General features: G+C 66.6%; 15 protein-coding genes and 1 tRNA gene. 10 read left to right on the top strand and 6 right to left on the bottom strand.

Annotated elements, in window-relative coordinates:
• On the bottom strand, positions 1 to 774 hold the full coding sequence (locus tag WDC82_RS07475) for a glucose 1-dehydrogenase (protein ID WP_340116627.1): 774 nt from the start codon (positions 772 to 774) through the stop codon (positions 1 to 3).
• Between the two features lie 148 nt (positions 775 to 922).
• On the opposite strand from WDC82_RS07475, the gene WDC82_RS07470 reads away from it, so the two are divergent.
• The gene (locus WDC82_RS07470; protein WP_340116626.1) at positions 923 to 2020 is read left to right on the top strand and encodes a phospholipase D-like domain-containing protein; all 1098 of its coding nucleotides are present in this window, start codon (positions 923 to 925) and stop codon (positions 2018 to 2020) included.
• Between the two features lie 59 nt (positions 2021 to 2079).
• Here WDC82_RS07470 and WDC82_RS07465 read toward each other — a convergent pair whose 3' ends face one another.
• Complete coding sequence (locus WDC82_RS07465) at positions 2080 to 2895, bottom strand: DUF1194 domain-containing protein (protein ID WP_340116625.1); 816 nt, start codon at positions 2893 to 2895, stop codon at positions 2080 to 2082.
• Between the two features lie 190 nt (positions 2896 to 3085).
• On the opposite strand from WDC82_RS07465, the gene WDC82_RS07460 reads away from it, so the two are divergent.
• The 3 genes from WDC82_RS07460 to WDC82_RS07450 all read left to right on the top strand — a co-directional run bounded on the left by WDC82_RS07460 (position 3086) and on the right by WDC82_RS07450 (position 7005).
• Positions 3086 to 4306 (top strand): MFS transporter, encoded by a 1221-nt coding sequence (locus WDC82_RS07460; protein ID WP_340116624.1) that lies wholly within the window; start codon positions 3086 to 3088, stop codon positions 4304 to 4306.
• A 150-nt stretch (positions 4307 to 4456) separates the two neighbouring features.
• Entirely contained in the window at positions 4457 to 5041 is a 585-nt protein-coding gene (locus tag WDC82_RS07455; RefSeq protein WP_340116623.1) for a LemA family protein, read from the top strand.
• Complete coding sequence (locus WDC82_RS07450; protein ID WP_340116622.1) at positions 5038 to 7005, top strand: DUF2207 domain-containing protein; 1968 nt, start codon at positions 5038 to 5040, stop codon at positions 7003 to 7005. The genes WDC82_RS07455 and WDC82_RS07450 overlap by 4 nt, the downstream gene beginning before the upstream one ends.
• Positions 7006 to 7026: 21 nt before the next feature.
• On the opposite strand, the gene WDC82_RS07445 is transcribed toward WDC82_RS07450, so the two are convergent.
• The gene (locus tag WDC82_RS07445; RefSeq protein WP_340116621.1) at positions 7027 to 8265 is read right to left on the bottom strand and encodes an aminotransferase class V-fold PLP-dependent enzyme; all 1239 of its coding nucleotides are present in this window, start codon (positions 8263 to 8265) and stop codon (positions 7027 to 7029) included.
• Positions 8266 to 8446: 181 nt separating this feature from the next.
• On the opposite strand from WDC82_RS07445, the gene WDC82_RS07440 reads away from it, so the two are divergent.
• The 3 genes from WDC82_RS07440 (at position 8447) to WDC82_RS07430 (ending at position 10717) form a co-directional block, all read left to right on the top strand.
• On the top strand, positions 8447 to 9430 hold the full coding sequence (locus WDC82_RS07440) for a hypothetical protein (protein WP_340116620.1): 984 nt from the start codon (positions 8447 to 8449) through the stop codon (positions 9428 to 9430).
• A gap of 40 nt (positions 9431 to 9470) precedes the next feature.
• A complete protein-coding gene (locus WDC82_RS07435; RefSeq protein ID WP_340116619.1) occupies positions 9471 to 9899 on the top strand; it encodes a hypothetical protein in 429 nt (142 codons plus the stop codon).
• Positions 9900 to 10015: 116 nt separating this feature from the next.
• A complete protein-coding gene (locus WDC82_RS07430; protein ID WP_340116618.1) occupies positions 10016 to 10717 on the top strand; it encodes an urea carboxylase-associated family protein in 702 nt (233 codons plus the stop codon).
• Positions 10718 to 10721: 4 nt separating this feature from the next.
• Here the strand turns inward: WDC82_RS07430 and WDC82_RS07425 are convergent, their stop codons facing one another.
• Together WDC82_RS07425 and WDC82_RS07420 are read right to left on the bottom strand one after the other, a co-directional pair.
• Positions 10722 to 10964 (bottom strand): GIY-YIG nuclease family protein, encoded by a 243-nt coding sequence (locus tag WDC82_RS07425; RefSeq protein WP_340116617.1) that lies wholly within the window; start codon positions 10962 to 10964, stop codon positions 10722 to 10724.
• A 114-nt stretch (positions 10965 to 11078) separates the two neighbouring features.
• Positions 11079 to 11168 (bottom strand) — tRNA-Ser (locus WDC82_RS07420).
• A gap of 325 nt (positions 11169 to 11493) precedes the next feature.
• Between WDC82_RS07420 and WDC82_RS07415 the strand changes: the two genes are divergently transcribed.
• Complete coding sequence (locus WDC82_RS07415; RefSeq protein WP_340116616.1) at positions 11494 to 11832, top strand: hypothetical protein; 339 nt, start codon at positions 11494 to 11496, stop codon at positions 11830 to 11832.
• Between the two features lie 15 nt (positions 11833 to 11847).
• Here the strand turns inward: WDC82_RS07415 and lepA are convergent, their stop codons facing one another.
• Positions 11848 to 13650 carry a translation elongation factor 4 gene (lepA, locus tag WDC82_RS07410; RefSeq protein WP_340116615.1) on the bottom strand — a complete coding sequence of 601 codons (1803 nt, stop codon included), beginning with the start codon at positions 13648 to 13650 and terminating at the stop codon, positions 11848 to 11850.
• A gap of 263 nt (positions 13651 to 13913) precedes the next feature.
• Here lepA and WDC82_RS07405 point away from each other — a divergent pair, with 263 nt between their 5' ends.
• Together WDC82_RS07405 and WDC82_RS07400 are read left to right on the top strand one after the other, a co-directional pair.
• Entirely contained in the window at positions 13914 to 14189 is a 276-nt protein-coding gene (locus tag WDC82_RS07405) for a hypothetical protein (protein WP_340116614.1), read from the top strand.
• Positions 14190 to 14321: 132 nt separating this feature from the next.
• On the top strand, positions 14322 to 14675 hold the full coding sequence (locus tag WDC82_RS07400) for a hypothetical protein (protein ID WP_340116613.1): 354 nt from the start codon (positions 14322 to 14324) through the stop codon (positions 14673 to 14675).
• The last annotated feature ends 227 nt before the right edge of the window (positions 14676 to 14902 follow it).

Raw genomic sequence — 14902 nt, 5'->3', positions numbered from 1 at the left:
TCAAATGGCGATGGAATAGCCGCCGTCCACCGGCAGGGCGACGCCGGTGATGAAGTCGGAGGCGGCCGAGGCGAGGAACACGGCGACGCCGGCGAAGTCGTCGGGATCGCCCCAGCGCCCGGCGGGCGTGCGTGCCAGGATGCGCTCGTGCAGGCCTTCCACCTGCTGACGCGCCTTCTTCGTCAGGTCGGTATCGATCCAGCCGGGCAGGATGCAGTTCACCTGGATGTTGTCGGGCGCCCAAGCCGTCGCCAGCGAGCGGCTGAACTGCATCACGCCGCCCTTGCTGGCGCCGTAGGCGGCATTCCACGGCGCCCCGAAGATCGACAGCATGGAGCCGTTGTTGATGACCTTGCCGCCGCCGGCCGCCTTCAACAGGGGATAGCAAGCCTTGGCGCAGAGGAAGGCCGAGGTCATGTTGGTGTCGATCACCTGGTGCCAGTCCTCGGCGGTGAGGTCCTGCGGCGCCTTGCGCACGGAAGTGCCGGCGTTGTTCACCAGGATGTCGAGGCGGCCGAAGCGTTCGCTCACCTCGGCAGCCATCGCGGCCACCGCCGCTTCGTCGGTGACATCGCAGGCGATGCCCGCGGCCCGCACGCCGAGGCCCTCCAGTTCCACCACCGCAGCCTCCAGCTTTTCCGCCCGGCGGCCGACCACGGCAATGTCCGCCCCAGCGCGGGCCAGCCCGCGGGCGATGCCGAGGCCGATCCCCCCGTTGCCGCCTGTGACCACCGCGACCTTCCCTGTCAGATCGAAAAGTCCGCCTGTACCCATGCGTATCCACCACCTTGCTTGCCGGTCAGGCCACATGCTAGCGCCCGCAAGGGGTCGCTTGCACCCCCTTTGCGCGCCTCAGACCGACGGCAAAGCTGTAACATGATGCTGCTATCGCCAAGCAGCCGGCCCTAGCCGAGGGAGCGCCATGTCCTTCATCCTCAACGATCGCCTGGAATTCTACATGGGGCCAACCGGCCTGGGCGCCCCCGATGACCTGGAGAAGGTGATCGTCGACTTCATCGACGAAGCCAAGACCAGCCTGGACGTCGCGGTGCAGGAGATCGAATCGCGGCCGATCACCGAGGCGCTGGTGCGCGCACGCCAGCGCGGCGTGCGCATCCGCGTGGTGCTGGAGCAGGACTACCTGCGCGCCGACAAGCCCTGGGCGGACCCCTTCACCGTCGGCGGCGAGGACGAGGAGAACCGCAACCTCTTCGCCGTGCTGCTGCGCGCCAACGTCGACGCGCGGGCAGACTATAATCCAGACATCTTCCACCAGAAGTTCATCGTCCGCGACAGCGGCGGCCCGCGCCGGGCGCTGCTGACCGGGTCGACCAATTTCACGCCCACCGGCACCGGCAGCCACGGCAGCCGCAAGAACCTGAACCACATCGTCATCGTGCACGACCAGTGGGTCTGCAACGAGTACGATGACGAGTTCGCCGAGATCTGGCAGGGCACCTTCGGCAAGGTTCGCAACCGCCATGATCCGTCGCCGCGCAACAACCGCGTTGGGAGCGTCTGCGTGCGCGCTCTCTTCGCGCCGGACCACGCACCGGAGATGGAGATCATGAAGCAGATGCTGAAAGCGCGCGAGCGCATCGACTTCGCCATCTTCACCTTCGCGCGCTCTTCGGGTATCGACGACGCCATGGTCGCCATGGCCAAAGGCGGCGTGAAACTACGCGGCATCTTCGACGCGGGCCAGGGCAACCGCGACTGGGCGGCGACCCGCATGGTGGCCGACAACGGCGGTGAGGCCTACCTCGCCTCGCGCAAGAACGGCCTGGGCAAGCTGCATCACAAGCTGATGGTAATCGACGGCGCCGTCATCATCTGCGGCAGCTTCAACTACACCGGACCGGCCAACCGGCTGAACGACGAGAACATCCTGGTGATCGGCGATATTGAGGACGAAGATCCGCTGGCCCAGGCCGCTCAGCGTGACCTCGCCGCCTTCGCCCTCGCCGAAATCGACCGCATGATTGCCGTCCACGGAGAGCGGGTGCCGCTGACCCCTTGAGCCGCTGCCCCCGCCTCGAGGCGGCGCCGCCGGCCTGCGTCTCGAGGATGGTCAATCCCTCAGTCCACCGCGGGCTGCGGGTTGCCTTGCAACTGCGCGAGGCGCTGCCGGAAGGTTTCCTCGTCGGGCACACCGGCAATTTCCAGCAACAGTTTCTTGCGCACCGCCGTGGCAAAGGACTCCATGTCGTCGGCGGTGACCACGAAAGCGGCGGGCCCGCCGATGATGTCGCGGCGGTAGGCCTCTTCCAGGTCGTAGTAGACGGGTCGGCCGCTGCAGTCTCGGCAGAGGATGGCGAGGCCGTTGATGACGATGTCGGCGGCAATGGCGTTCTGCCGCGCGACCTCCAGGGGTATGCCGTTCCAGGAATTGGCGGAGTCGCCGGAGAGGTCGATGACCCGGCGGAAGCCATTGATGCCGTTTCCCTCGATCAACAGGTGCGCGTAGGTGATGGCCGAGCCGATGGCGTTGCGCCCGAAAGCCTTGCGCGGCGGGGTCATCAGTGCCGCGGCGAAGCCGGCTGCCGCCTCGGGGCCGTCGATGATGGTCCAGGGCACCACAATCTCCTGCGAATGCTGGTCGCCCCACTCCACGTAGGTGACGGCGATCCTGCGATCGGCGCCCAGCGCGATGGCCGAGAGGATATCCGGGTCGGTGATGGCGTCGGCGTAGCCCTGACGCTGGAAGAAGATCTCCTTGTCGTCGATGGAGCCCGTGGCATCGGCCAGCAGCACCAGTTCCAGGTCGACCGGCGTGCCGCTGCGGTTCTGCGAGGGCAGGTTGCCTTGCGCTGCGGCGTTGTCGGGTGCGACCGCCGCCGCCAGGAGCCACACGGCCATGCCCGCCGCGAAGATGGATGTAACCCGCCCCGTCATCACCGCCCCCTTGCTTGCATCGTCTCCAACTATAGTACCTAGGGCTTCCGGTTGGTAAGTCACCCGGCGAGTCGCACAAAGCCTGCATGGGCCCGGAGCCCGCCAGACCGGCTGGGTAAAGCGTATGACAGCGCCATGCCCCGCCCTTCGCCCCTTTGCGCCGTCCCGCCGGCGGCGTAGAAGGGGCCCTATGCTGTCGCTTTCCTTCCTGCGCGCCAACGCGCGCCTACTCGCCTTTGGCGTGCTCATGACCTTTTGCTCCAGCCTGGGGCAGACCTTCTTCATCTCGCTGTTCTCGGGCGAAATCCGCACGGCCTTCGCCCTCAGCGATGGCGACTTCGGCAGCCTCTACGCCGTCGCCACCCTGGGCTCGGCCGCGGTGCTGCTGTGGGCCGGACGCCTCATCGACCGGCTGCCGCTGCCCGTCTTCGCCGGCGGCGTTCTGGCCCTGCTGGGGGCTACCTGTCTGCTGATGGGCGCGGCCGCGAATGCCGCTTTCCTGGTGGCCGCGCTCTTCGGCCTACGCCTCTTCGGCCAGGGCCTCGCCAGCCACAGCGCCGTGGTCGCCATGGGCCGCTACTTCGAGGCCCAGCGCGGACGCGCGGTCAGCGTCGCCACCCTGGGCCACACCCTGGGAGAGGCCAGCCTGCCGACCCTGGCGGTCGCGGCGCTCGCCCTGGCCGGCTGGCGCCAGGTCTGGAGCGGCTCAGGCCTGGTGCTGATCGCCCTGGTACCGCTGATCTTTGTGCTCCTGAAAGGCCAGCGCGAGCGCGACGCGGCCTTCCGCCAGCGCCGCCGGGAGGGCGGCGGCGAGGACGACAAGACGCTTGGCGCGGTGCTGCGCGACCCTGCCTTGTGGCTGCGCCTGCCGGCGCTCCTGGCCATGCCCTTCATCGGCACCGGCCTGATCTTCCATCAGGTCCACCTGGCCGAGACCAAGGGCTGGCCGCTGAGCCTCATGGCCGGCTCCTTCACCGTCTTCGCCGCCTGCTCTCTGGCCGCGCTGCTCTTCGCCGGCCCGCTGGTCGACCGCTTCGGCGCGCGCCGGCTGCTGGCCTTCGCGCTGGCGCCGGTGACCCTCGGCTGCCTTGCTCTGGGTCTCAGTGACGCGCCGCCGGTCGCCACCCTCTTCATGGGCCTGCTGGGCGCCACCACCGGTACCAGCGCGGTGCTGTTCGGGGCGCTCTGGGCGGAGCTCTACGGTGTCACCCACCTGGGCGCCATCCGCGCCTTCGCCACCTCGGCCATGGTGTTCTCCACCGGCCTCGCCCCGGCCGTGATGGGCTTCTTCATCGACCGCGGCGTCGCCATGGAAGCCATCGCGCTCGCCTGCGCCGTCTACTGCCTGCTTGCCGCCAGCCTCGCCGTGACCGCGGCGGCCGCGCGGCCCTCACGATCCGGTGGCGCCTGACGGCACCGGCCAGACATCATTGCAGCACCGTTTTCCGGCTAGAGTCGCTATGCTGCGAGCAGCATGATCGGGGGAAGGAAGCCCGCCCGAAGACGTTCGGGAGAACCTTCGGTGCGGGCAGCCTATGGAAAACAGGGGTGGATACGACCAATGACGTTAGGAAGTCTTATCGGCGCGCTGATCGCGCTGGCCGTCCTGCTGCTCGTCTGGGCGGTGCTGATCTACAACCGTCTGGTGGCACGCAAGCAGCAGACCCAGGAAGGCTGGAGCGGCATCGATGTGCAGTTGAAGCGGCGCGCCAACCTGATTCCCAACCTGGTGGAAACTGTAAAGGCCTATACAGCGCACGAACGCCGCACCCTTGAGAGCCTGACCGAGATGCGCCGCCGCGCACTGGCCGCCGAGAACGCCCCGGCCGGCACCCGCGCCGCCGTGGAGGAACGCCTCGGCAGCGCGCTGGGACACCTCTTCGCCGTCGCCGAGAACTATCCCGACCTGAAGGCCAGCGACAGCTACCTCGCACTGCAGGAGGAACTGAGCGATATCGAGGACCACATCCAGATGGCGCGGCGCTACTACAACGGCACGGTGCGCAACCTCAATACCCTCATCGACTCTTTCCCCAGCACTCTGATCGCCCAGCGCTTCGGCTTCATGAAGGCCGACTATTACGAGGTCGACCAGGCCGCCGACCGCGCCCTGCCGCAGCTGCGTCTCGGCGACGACGGCGCATGACAGAAAGACTGTTGCCGCCCCTCTTCGCGGCGCTCTTCGCTCTCTTGGTTTTCGGGGCTGCGCCGGCTGCCGCGCAGGAGGACCCCGACCGCATCCCGCGCTTTGCCGCCGACATCGTGATCGAGGAAGACGGCGCCTTCACGGTCACCGAGGAGATCGACTTTCAGGTCACACCGGGCAGCGACAAGCACGGCATCTACCGCGACTTCCCAACCCGCTACCGCGGCGTCCTTCGGCTCAACGAAAAGGTCGCTTTCAAGATTCTTGAGGTCACCCGCGACGGCGAGGACGAGCCCTACGTCGTGATCGACGGGCCTGCCGGCGAGCGCGTGCGCATCGGCCATCCCAACGTCCTGCTGCGTGAAGGTGTCCATCGCTATCGCCTGGTCTACCGCACCGACCGCCAGCTGGTGTTCCGCGCGGACGTCGACGAGATTTACTGGAACGTCACCGGCAACGACTGGGCGCACCCGATCGGCCGCGCGGAGGCGACCATCCACCTGCCGCCCGGCGCGGTCGCCATCGATATCGCCGGCTACACCGGCTACAGCGGTGAACAGGGCAGTGACTTCACCCAGAGCCGCGGCTCGGACGGCAGCGTCAGGTTCGCCACCACCCGGACGCTGGATCCCGGTGAAGGCCTGACCGTCGCGGTCTCCTTCCCCAAGGGGATCGTGCCGGAGCCCAGCCTCGGCGAGCGGCTGCAGCACCTCTTGTTCGACAATCTCGGCACCCTGGTCGCCTTCATCGGCCTCATCGTCACCATCGGGTTCTTCTTCGCGCAGTGGCTGCGGGTCGGCCGCGACCCGGAGGCCGGCGTGATCATCCCGCTATTCAAGGCGCCCGACGGCTTGTCGCCGGCAGCCACCGGCTTCGTCTGGGCACGCGCCCGCGGCGCCGACATGCGCAGCGCGCGGGCCTTCACCGTGGCCCTCACCAGCCTTGGCATCAAAGGGCGCGTCACGATCGAAGAGGACGGCCGCGAGTACATTCTGACTAAACAGGTCGCAAAGAAATCTCCGGAAAAGCTGCCCGCCGGTGAAGCGGCCGCGATGGAAGCGTTGTTTCCCGACGGCCAGGACAGCACCGTCATCAAGCCGGACTACACGCCGGCAATCCGCCAGGCGATCGAGGCGGTGGATACCGCCCTGGCGCGCGAGTACGACAAGGTCTACTTCCGCCACAACAAGGGGCTGTGGTTCCTTGGCCTGCTGCTCGCCGGGGCCACCATGGTCGGCGGCCTGCTGATCCAGGCCGGGACCCTCGAGCCGCTGCCCTTCATCGGCTTTGGCGGCCTGTTCGGGATCGCCTTCACGGTTCCGGTCATCCTCATCGGCCGGCAGATCGTGAGCCACCTGCTGGACCAACTGCGCGGCGGTTCGACGCTGGGCTGGGGCGATCTTATCATGACGCTGTTCATGATCCCCTTCATGATCCCCGGCGCCGGCGCCCTCTACTTCACCTACGACATCTTTGGCCTGCCGCTGGCGCTGCTGCTCGTCGCCCAGGTCGCCAACCTCACGCTGTTCTGGATCCTGCTGAAGGCGCCGACCCGCCTGGGCCAGGAGATGCGTGACGCCATCGAGGGTTATCTGCTGTACCTGACGGTTGCCGAGAAGGACCGGCTGAACATGCTGACCGCCGAGCCGCAGATGACCGTGGAACTCTTCGAGTACCACCTGCCGTACGCCATGGCCCTGGGCGTCGAGAAGGAATGGACCCGCCGCTTCACCGCCAGCGCCAGCGCGGCGGCCCAGCAGGAAGCGGCGGTGCGCCAACAGCGCTGGCACCGCTCGCGTTGGGGCACGCAGGGCATCGCCGGCATGACCACCGGCCTTGCCAGCGGCCTCAGCAGGACCCTCGGCACCGCCTCGACGAAACCGAGCAGCAGCAGTTCCAGCGGATCGTCCGGCGGCGGGTCGTCGGGCGGGGGTGGCGGCGGAGGAGGAGGAGGCAGCTGGTAGCGCCGACGCCGCAAAGGCTGCTCAGCTGCCCTGCACCCGGCGCAACGGGGATTCTTCGGCGGGGCGCACGTCCGCCGGCGGTACCGCCGCAGCCAGAAAATCGATGGCGGCCTGCACGCCGCCTTTGCCGTGGGCAATACCAAGTGCACCGAGGGCAGTTTCCACCACCGCCAGGGTGCCGAGCATCATCGCCGCGTTCACATGGCCCATGTGGGCGATGCGCACACCGTGACCCAGCAACTCGCCGATCCCTTCACCCAGCGTGACGCCGCAGACTTCGGTGCAATAGCTGCGCAGGGCCTGCGGGTCGGCGCCTTCCACACGCACGGCGGTGATCGAGTTGGCACGCGCGGCAGGGTCCAGCACGTTGAATGACAGCGCGCCGCCCTCCGCCCAGACGCCGACCGCCCGGCGTGTCGCCTCGGCCAGCAGGCGGTGACGCTCGAACACCGCATCGAGCCCCTCTTCAAACAGCATGTCGATCGCCTGGCGCAGGCCAAACAACAGATGCTCCGGCGGAGTGCCGCAGTATTTCTGGTAGTGCACCGGGCCGTCGCGCTTGGTCCAGTCCCAGTAGGCGGTGCGCAGACCGGCACTGCGGTGCGCCGCCAGCGCGCGCGGGCCGGCTGCCACGAAGCCGAGCCCCGGTGGGGTCATCAGGCCCTTCTGGGAGCCGGTAACAGCGACGTCGATACCCCAGGCGTCCATCTCGAAAGGCATGGTTGCCAGCGAGGCGATGGCATCGACCATGAACAGAGTGCCGTGCCCCGCCGCAGCGATAGCGCGACCAACCGCGGCCACGTCGTTCACGACGCCGGAGGCGGTATCCACCTGAACCATCAGGACCGCCTTGATCTGCCCGGCGGCGTCCGCCTTTAAGCGCGCCTCGACCGCCGCCGGGTCGACCGCCTGGCGAAAGCCGAACGTCAGCTCCTCCACCTCGACACCGATAAAGGTGCCCATCTCACCCCATAGAGTGGGGAAGCGGCCAGTGCCCAGGACCAACACCTTGTCACCGCGCGACAGGACGTTGGTAAGGGCGGCCTCCCAGGCGCCGTGGCCGTTGGCTGCATAAATGTAGCTGCGCCCGGTGGAAGTGCCGAAGAGGCGCTTCAGGTCCTCCAGGCAAGTCAATGTCGTCTCCACGAGGGGGCCGGTATAGATCTCGACGGCCGGGCGGTGCATGGCGTTCAGCACCGCGTCGGGGACGTTGGTGGGGCCGGGAATCGCCAGGAATTCATGGCCGTTGCGCAGGGTCATCTGTCGGATCCGAGTTTCTCAGGTTGCGGCAGGAGGACGTTAGGCCGGGACCGCTAAACCGGCAAGCGCGACGCAGCGCCGCTCAGCCAAAAGGGGTAGGGCGGGACGCCTCTTTCGTTTCCCCAGAGCTGACGGAAAGAGGCAAAATGGTAAACATTCCACGGTTAGGGGAGATCGAGGGGTGGTCGTTGTGGGATCAGGCCTCAAACGGCTCGCGCGATGGGCAAGCGGGGCAGCGCTTCTGCTGGCGGTGGCGGCCTGTTCCACCACCGATTACGGCAAGCCTGTCAATGACTTCGCCGCCGCGACCGACAACGCCGAGCAGGCGCTGGCGGAGCTGAGCGATCAGGTCACGGAAGCTTACCGGGGGGTGCTGGAAGGCGGCATCCTGTCGCGGCGCTCCTTCCTGCAGTTTTCCCAGGACGAATGCCTGGTCGCCTCGCCGCGCTGCCGCCTGGCCGTCGTCGATCCCGATAGCGGCGCCCGGGAGTTTTATCCTCCCGAGCCGCCGCTGATCCAGATGACGCGGCTAATGACGCAGATCAACCGCTATGCCGGCAACCTGAAGGCTCTGCTTGAGGCCGACACCGCCAGCCAGGTCGAGACCCAGGTGAACGCAGCGCTGGGAAGCGTGCAGAACCTGGCGGAGACCGTGGCCGAGGCGCGCGCCGAGGCGGGCGTCGCACCGGTTGACATCCCGCCCTTTGCCACCTCCGTCGGCGCTGGCGTGAACTGGATCGTCGGCCAGTACGTCGAAGGGGTGAAGTACAAAGGCCTGCAACGAGCGACAGCAGCGGCCAAACCGGTCGTCCGCGAAGCCGCCGATCTCTTCGCGACGGTTTCCGCCTTTGTCTCCGACGTGCCGCGGAAAGACCTCGCCAACGACGTTTCCAAGTCGCTCGACGCGTTCCGCGACAACGGCGATGCCGCCAACCTGGCGAAACTGAAGCTGTCGGCGGCGAAGTTCGACACGCTGCTGACCTCGACGCCGCCGGATCTGTTCAAGCGTCTTGGCGATGCCCACGACGCCCTGGCCGATGCCCTGCAAGGCGGCGAGGTCTCCATTGCCACCGCGATCGGCAAGATCGAGGCCTTTGCCGCCGAGGCCGAAACGCTGGCGAAGATCCTGAAGGATATCCGCGCGATCGTGCCAGACAACGGCTAGCGGCGAACGGGCAGAGGCCAACTATGGGGAGGGACAAGAGATGAGCAAGCGCAGGCCGACCGTGGCCCAGGTGGTCGCCCAGGCCAACGCCGCCCGTGAAGAACTCGCCAAGCTGGACCGTGAATTACAGGAAGGCATCGACGAGATCGATTTTAGCGCGTTCAGAGAGAGACGGGAGCGGACCGAGGCGGAAATGGAGCTCCGCAAAAGCCTGCGCGCGGCCCAGGCCGAGGCCCGTGAAAGCTTCACGGTGCTTGCCTTCGTGACGGCACAGCGGCTCGACGACACCGCCGAAGTCGAGCACCTGATCCACCGGATGGAGGATATCAACGCCGGGCTGCAAGATGACCTGGACGGACTGAAGAAACTCGAGAAGTACGCAAAGATTGCGGCCAAGGTCGCCGATGCCCTGGCCAAAGGCGCCGAGAAGCTCGCCAAGATCGCCGCCGAGGGCATCAAGCACGCTTGAAGTCGGCGCGTCGGAGGCTGCGCGTCAAACGCCGCCGATGGCAAAGGCGATTCCGTCCGGCCGCCGGAGCGCTATGATGGCTCTTCGCAAGCTCATCGAAGCGGAGAGACAGGCGCATGCCGAAGACGGATATCCTCGATAACCCGAACGACAACGCCACGCCCTGCGGCGTGAACGGCAGCTTGGCCAACGCCGTCTCGCCGGACGGCACGCCCGAGGCCGGCAAGCGCTACGAGGTGCCGGCACGCCAGGGCCGCGCGGTGAGGCTGGCCAAGGGGCAGAAGATCCGCATCGTCAACACCCACGGCACCCAGGTCTGCGACACCTGGGCCTTCAGCGCGGCGAACCGCTCGGAGTTCCTCTCCTGGCCGCACGCCCGCGCGTGGATCAACCGCGTGCTGCCCAGGCCCGGCGACCCCATGGTGACCAACCGGCGCCGGCCGATCCTCACCCTGCTGGAGGATTCCTCGCCCGGCGTGCACGACACGCTGATCGCCGCCTGCGACCTCTTCCGCTACACCACCCTGGGCGTCGAGGACTATCACGACAACTGTTCCGACAACCTGCGCCTGGCGATGATGGCGATCGGCCTCACCGTACCCGACGTGCCGCAGCCGCTGAACCTCTGGATGAACATCCCGGTCGCCGACGACTGGGGCATCGACTGGAAGCCGCCGGTCAGCCAGCCCGGCGACCACGTGCTGCTGCGTGCCGAGATGGACTGCATCGTCGCCATGTCCGCCTGCCCCCAGGACATCATCCCGATCAATGGCGAAGCCTGCACGCCGGTGGGGGTGGAATTCGTCGTGGAGGGGTGAGGGGCTACCAGAACCGGCGGTTTGCGAAGGCCCTGCCCGAGCCGGATTTCAAGTAGTACTCAAATTCCTGCGCTTTCCGTTTATCCGAGAACGCGTGGTAGCATACCAGCTTCCAAGGCTTGTATTTGGCAGTATGGACCGACCCGCCCGCATTGTGGGTCGCCAGCCGCTTCTTCAGGTCTGTAGTGAAGCCGACATACCGCTGATCCGGGCATGTCTCACTCTGAATGAGGTACACGTAGTGCATATACGAGCACTCTTCTCAGCCCTCCTTCGCCAAGGCTTCGGAGGGCAGCCTCGCTCTAATCTCGCGCCCGCTGGCTCACTGGCGTAAGCCAGCCGAAGCTCGAAGAGCGAAGGCTGGCGGAGAGAGAGGGATTCGAACCCTCGAGACGGTTTCCCGCCTACACGCTTTCCAAGCGTGCGCCTTCAGCCACTCGGCCATCTCTCCTCACGCGGCGCCCGTCCGGGTGGGCCCGGGGCGAACCTGGGTTTCCCACAGGGGGACCGGCCCTATACCGGGCGCGCGGCGCGAAACTAGCCGAGGCGGCGCCGCGATGCAACGCTTACGGACCAGCCGGCCAAATCGCCTGAGGGGCGTGCTCCGCCTGCCGTTTCGGCCCCCTCTTCGCCCGGAGGTTGGCCGCTGGCCCCCGCGGCTGCTACTATCGCGCCCGCAATGGCCGCCGCGGCGGCCGGGCCGGTCCGGCAGGGGAGCGAGCGGCCCGGCAAGGTACAGCCGGCGGCGGGCTGCCAATGGCAAATTGGGGGGCTGAATGATCGTTGGCCGCGTGATCGGCTGGTTTCTGCTGTTCTGCGCCCTGGTCCTGCTGGGCTGGGACGCCGTCTCGTCGCTCAGCAGCGGGACCTGGGGCTTCGCCGTCCTGGGTCAGCGCTGGTACGAGATCGACCAGGCTTTTGGCGGCGCCAGCCTCAACATTCTGCAGGCCGGCATCGAGCGCAACATCTCGGTCGACCTGTGGGACAACGTGGTCGCGCCGGTGCTGCTGTGGCCGGCGGTGGCCGTCTTCTTCGTACCCGGTGCCGTGCTGGTGCTGCTGTGCCGCCGCTGGCGCGGCCCCCGCGCGCCGCGCCGCTTCACCAGCAAGCGTTAAGAGGGGTGCGCGAAGCTAGTTGTCGCTCATCTTGAGCGCGGCCAGGAAGGCCGACTGCGGGATCTCCACGTTGCCGATCTGGCGCATCCGCTTCTTGCCGGCCTTCTGCTTTTCCAGCAGCTTTCTCTTACGCGTGATGTCGCCGCCGTAGCACTTAGCGGTAACGTCCTTGCGCAGGGCCGAGATGGTCTCGCGTGCGATCACCTTGCCGCCGATGGCCGCCTGGATGGCGATTTTGAAGAGCTGGCGCGGGATGAGGCCTTTCAGACGCTCGCAGAGCATGCGGCCGCGGGCCTCGGCCTGGCCGCGGTGCACGATGATGGCCAGCGAGTCGACCGGTTCGGTATTCACCAGGATGGAGACCTTCACCAGGTCGCTCTCGCGGTAACTCTCGATCTGGTAGTCGAAGCTGGCATAGCCGCGCGACACCGACTTCAGACGGTCGTAGAAGTCGAAAACCACCTCGTTCAGCGGCAGACGATAGATCAGCATGGCGCGCGAGCCGGCGTAGGTGAGGTCCACCTGCTCGCCGCGGCGCTCCTCGCAGAGCTTGAGGATCGGGCCGAGGTACTCGTCCGGCACCAGGATGGTGGCGCGGATCCAGGGCTCCTCGATGTGATCGATCTTCACCACGTCGGGCATGTCGGCGGGGTTGTGCAGCTCGATCAGCTTCCCGTTGGTCATGTGGATCTTGTAGACCACCGAGGGGGCCGTGGTGACGAGGTCGAGGTCGAACTCGCGCTCCAGACGCTCCTGCACGATCTCCAGGTGCAAGAGGCCGAGGAAGCCGCAGCGGAAGCCGAAGCCCAGCGCCGCGCTGCTCTCTGCCTCATACTGAAAGGAGGAGTCGTTCAGCGCCAGCTTGGACAGGGAATCGCGCAAGTCCTCGTAGTCCGCGGCGTCGACCGGAAACAGGCCGCAGAACACCACCGGCACCGACGGTTTGAAACCGGGCAGCGGCTTTTCGGCCGGGCGGCGCTCGTCGGTGATGGTGTCGCCGACGTTGCAGTCGGCAACCGACTTGATGGAAGCGTTGATGAAGCCCAACTCCCCAGGGCCGAGTTCCGGCAGGTTCACCATCTTGGGCGTGAAGGCGCCGACCTTGTCGACGAAGTGGGTGGCGCCGGTGCCCATCATGCGGATCTTCATGCCCGGGATGAGCTTGCCGTCGACCACGCGCACCAGGGCGATGACGCCCAGGTAGGTATCGTACCAGCTGTCCACCAGCATGGCTTTAAGGGGTGCCGCGGCGTCGCCCTTGGGCGGCGGCAGCCGCTTCACCAGCGCTTCCAGCACCGCGGGCACGCCGAGGCCGGTCTTGGCCGAGATCAGCAGGGCGTCGGTGGCATCGATGCCGATGACTTCCTCGATCTGCTCCTTCACCCGCTCCGGCTCGGCCGCCGGCAGGTCGGCCTTGTTCAGGACCGGGATGATCTCGTGGTTGTTGTCGATCGCCAGGTAGACGTTGGCGAGAGTCTGCGCTTCGACACCTTGGGAGGCGTCGACCAGCAGCAGTGAGCCCTCGCAGGCCGCCAGCGAGCGGCTGACCTCGTAGGAGAAGTCGACGTGGCCGGGCGTGTCGATGAGGTTCAGCTCGTAGGTCTCGCCGTCCTCGGCGGTGTAGCTGAGCCGCACGGTCTGCGCCTTGATGGTGATGCCGCGCTCGCGCTCCAGATCCATCGAGTCGAGGACCTGCTCCTTCATCTCGCGTGCGGTGAGGCCGCCGCAGAGCTGGATCAGGCGATCGGCCAGGGTGGACTTGCCGTGATCGATGTGGGCGATGATCGCGAAGTTACGGATGTGGGAAAGGTCGGTCATGCTGACTTTGCGGTATGCCTCGGTAAAAACCCCCCAAATCGACAGAGGCGGGGGCGCGCAGGAAGATAGGGCGCGGCGCCCCACGAAGCAACGCCCGACGACGTTCCGCGGGGCGCCGGCCCCCGCCGATACCGGCCGGCCGGGGCGAGCCGCCGCCGACCCGAAAACTCCACAGAAGCCGCGCATTTGTCCCGAAGTCGTCACAGGCCGGCGCGAAACGGCCGTGTTAGCCCTCGATCCTAAAGGCAGAGGGAGGCAAGCCGTTGAAGAGTCACAATATCCTGATAGAGCCCTGGCGCGAGACATCGAACTTTACGCAACAGCGCGGCGAACGGCTGTTCCGCTGGACCGTGACCTACCAGAAAACGGAAGGGGTGCGCTTCGGCCAGGGCACCGCGCGCACCCACGCCGAGGCGCGTCAGGCCGCGGAGGAATTCCTTGCCGAACGCGGCATCGAACTGCACTGGCAGCCGCCCGCCAGTTCCACCACCCGCATCCTCACCCCACGCTCCGGTAGACCCAGATTTCTTCAGCTTTGAGAATTTGGGTATTCTTGTTAATCTGATCTGGATTTGGGGAGCATTATCCCGATTCTTCACAGATTCTAAAGGCCGCACGTGAAGAATTGGCCGCCTCAGGACACTGATGGCGAAACGATGCGGAGAGGTTTCATGGGAAGAATCTTCATGTCCGTGGGTGGCGGAATCCGCTTGGCGGCCTGCGTTGCGATCGCAGGTGCAGTCTTTGCGGCGACCACGTCCCCCGCAGCTGCGGCGCGCAATGAAGCGCGCTGGTATCAACAGAACTATTGCATGGTGAAGGCCTACGAGGCTCTGGGTAAGGACGACTTCGCGACCTACGATAAGAACGCGCGTCAGTCCCGCAGCACCCTGATCCGGGCCGGCGTGCCGGAGCATCACATCCGGGAGCTGGAGAACTTCATCAGCAAGACGATCCGGCAGACCGCCGCTCACAACAAGGCCCACCAGGGACCGCGCATTTGCATGCAGTGGTACAGCACCTGATCAAAAGGCCTGACGATACGGCTTAGGGGCAGCACCGAAACGGTAGTCGCCCAAAAGGCCACGGGATTTCTCAAGGGCCCGGTCCAGTATGGACCGGGCCTTTTTGCTGTCCTGTGCACCCGCCGCACGGCCCTTTCCTTCGCACAGCAACGCCACCGCCTTGCCACCCGCCAGAGCGCGGCATCTGTTGTAGGCTTGCAACTCCGGGTGCAGAAATATCACAGACT

Origin of the sequence: Pelagibius sp. 7325 (assembly GCF_037652055.1) — a bacterium.
GTDB lineage: Bacteria > Pseudomonadota > Alphaproteobacteria > Kiloniellales > Kiloniellaceae > Pelagibius.
This window is presented reverse-complemented; position numbering and strand designations above follow the sequence as displayed.

Coding starts and splice junctions, on each gene's coding strand:
- WDC82_RS07475 (WP_340116627.1), bottom strand. CDS start 774: ATGGGTACAGGCGGACTTTTCGATCTGACAGGGAAGGTCGCGGTGGTC.
- WDC82_RS07470 (WP_340116626.1), top strand. CDS start 923: ATGTCCTTCATCCTCAACGATCGCCTGGAATTCTACATGGGGCCAACC.
- WDC82_RS07465 (WP_340116625.1), bottom strand. CDS start 2,895: ATGACGGGGCGGGTTACATCCATCTTCGCGGCGGGCATGGCCGTGTGG.
- WDC82_RS07460 (WP_340116624.1), top strand. CDS start 3,086: ATGCTGTCGCTTTCCTTCCTGCGCGCCAACGCGCGCCTACTCGCCTTT.
- WDC82_RS07455 (WP_340116623.1), top strand. CDS start 4,457: ATGACGTTAGGAAGTCTTATCGGCGCGCTGATCGCGCTGGCCGTCCTG.
- WDC82_RS07450 (WP_340116622.1), top strand. CDS start 5,038: ATGACAGAAAGACTGTTGCCGCCCCTCTTCGCGGCGCTCTTCGCTCTC.
- WDC82_RS07445 (WP_340116621.1), bottom strand. CDS start 8,265: ATGACCCTGCGCAACGGCCATGAATTCCTGGCGATTCCCGGCCCCACC.
- WDC82_RS07435 (WP_340116619.1), top strand. CDS start 9,471: ATGAGCAAGCGCAGGCCGACCGTGGCCCAGGTGGTCGCCCAGGCCAAC.
- WDC82_RS07430 (WP_340116618.1), top strand. CDS start 10,016: ATGCCGAAGACGGATATCCTCGATAACCCGAACGACAACGCCACGCCC.
- WDC82_RS07425 (WP_340116617.1), bottom strand. CDS start 10,964: ATGCACTACGTGTACCTCATTCAGAGTGAGACATGCCCGGATCAGCGG.
- WDC82_RS07415 (WP_340116616.1), top strand. CDS start 11,494: ATGATCGTTGGCCGCGTGATCGGCTGGTTTCTGCTGTTCTGCGCCCTG.
- lepA (WP_340116615.1), bottom strand. CDS start 13,650: ATGACCGACCTTTCCCACATCCGTAACTTCGCGATCATCGCCCACATC.
- WDC82_RS07400 (WP_340116613.1), top strand. CDS start 14,322: ATGGGAAGAATCTTCATGTCCGTGGGTGGCGGAATCCGCTTGGCGGCC.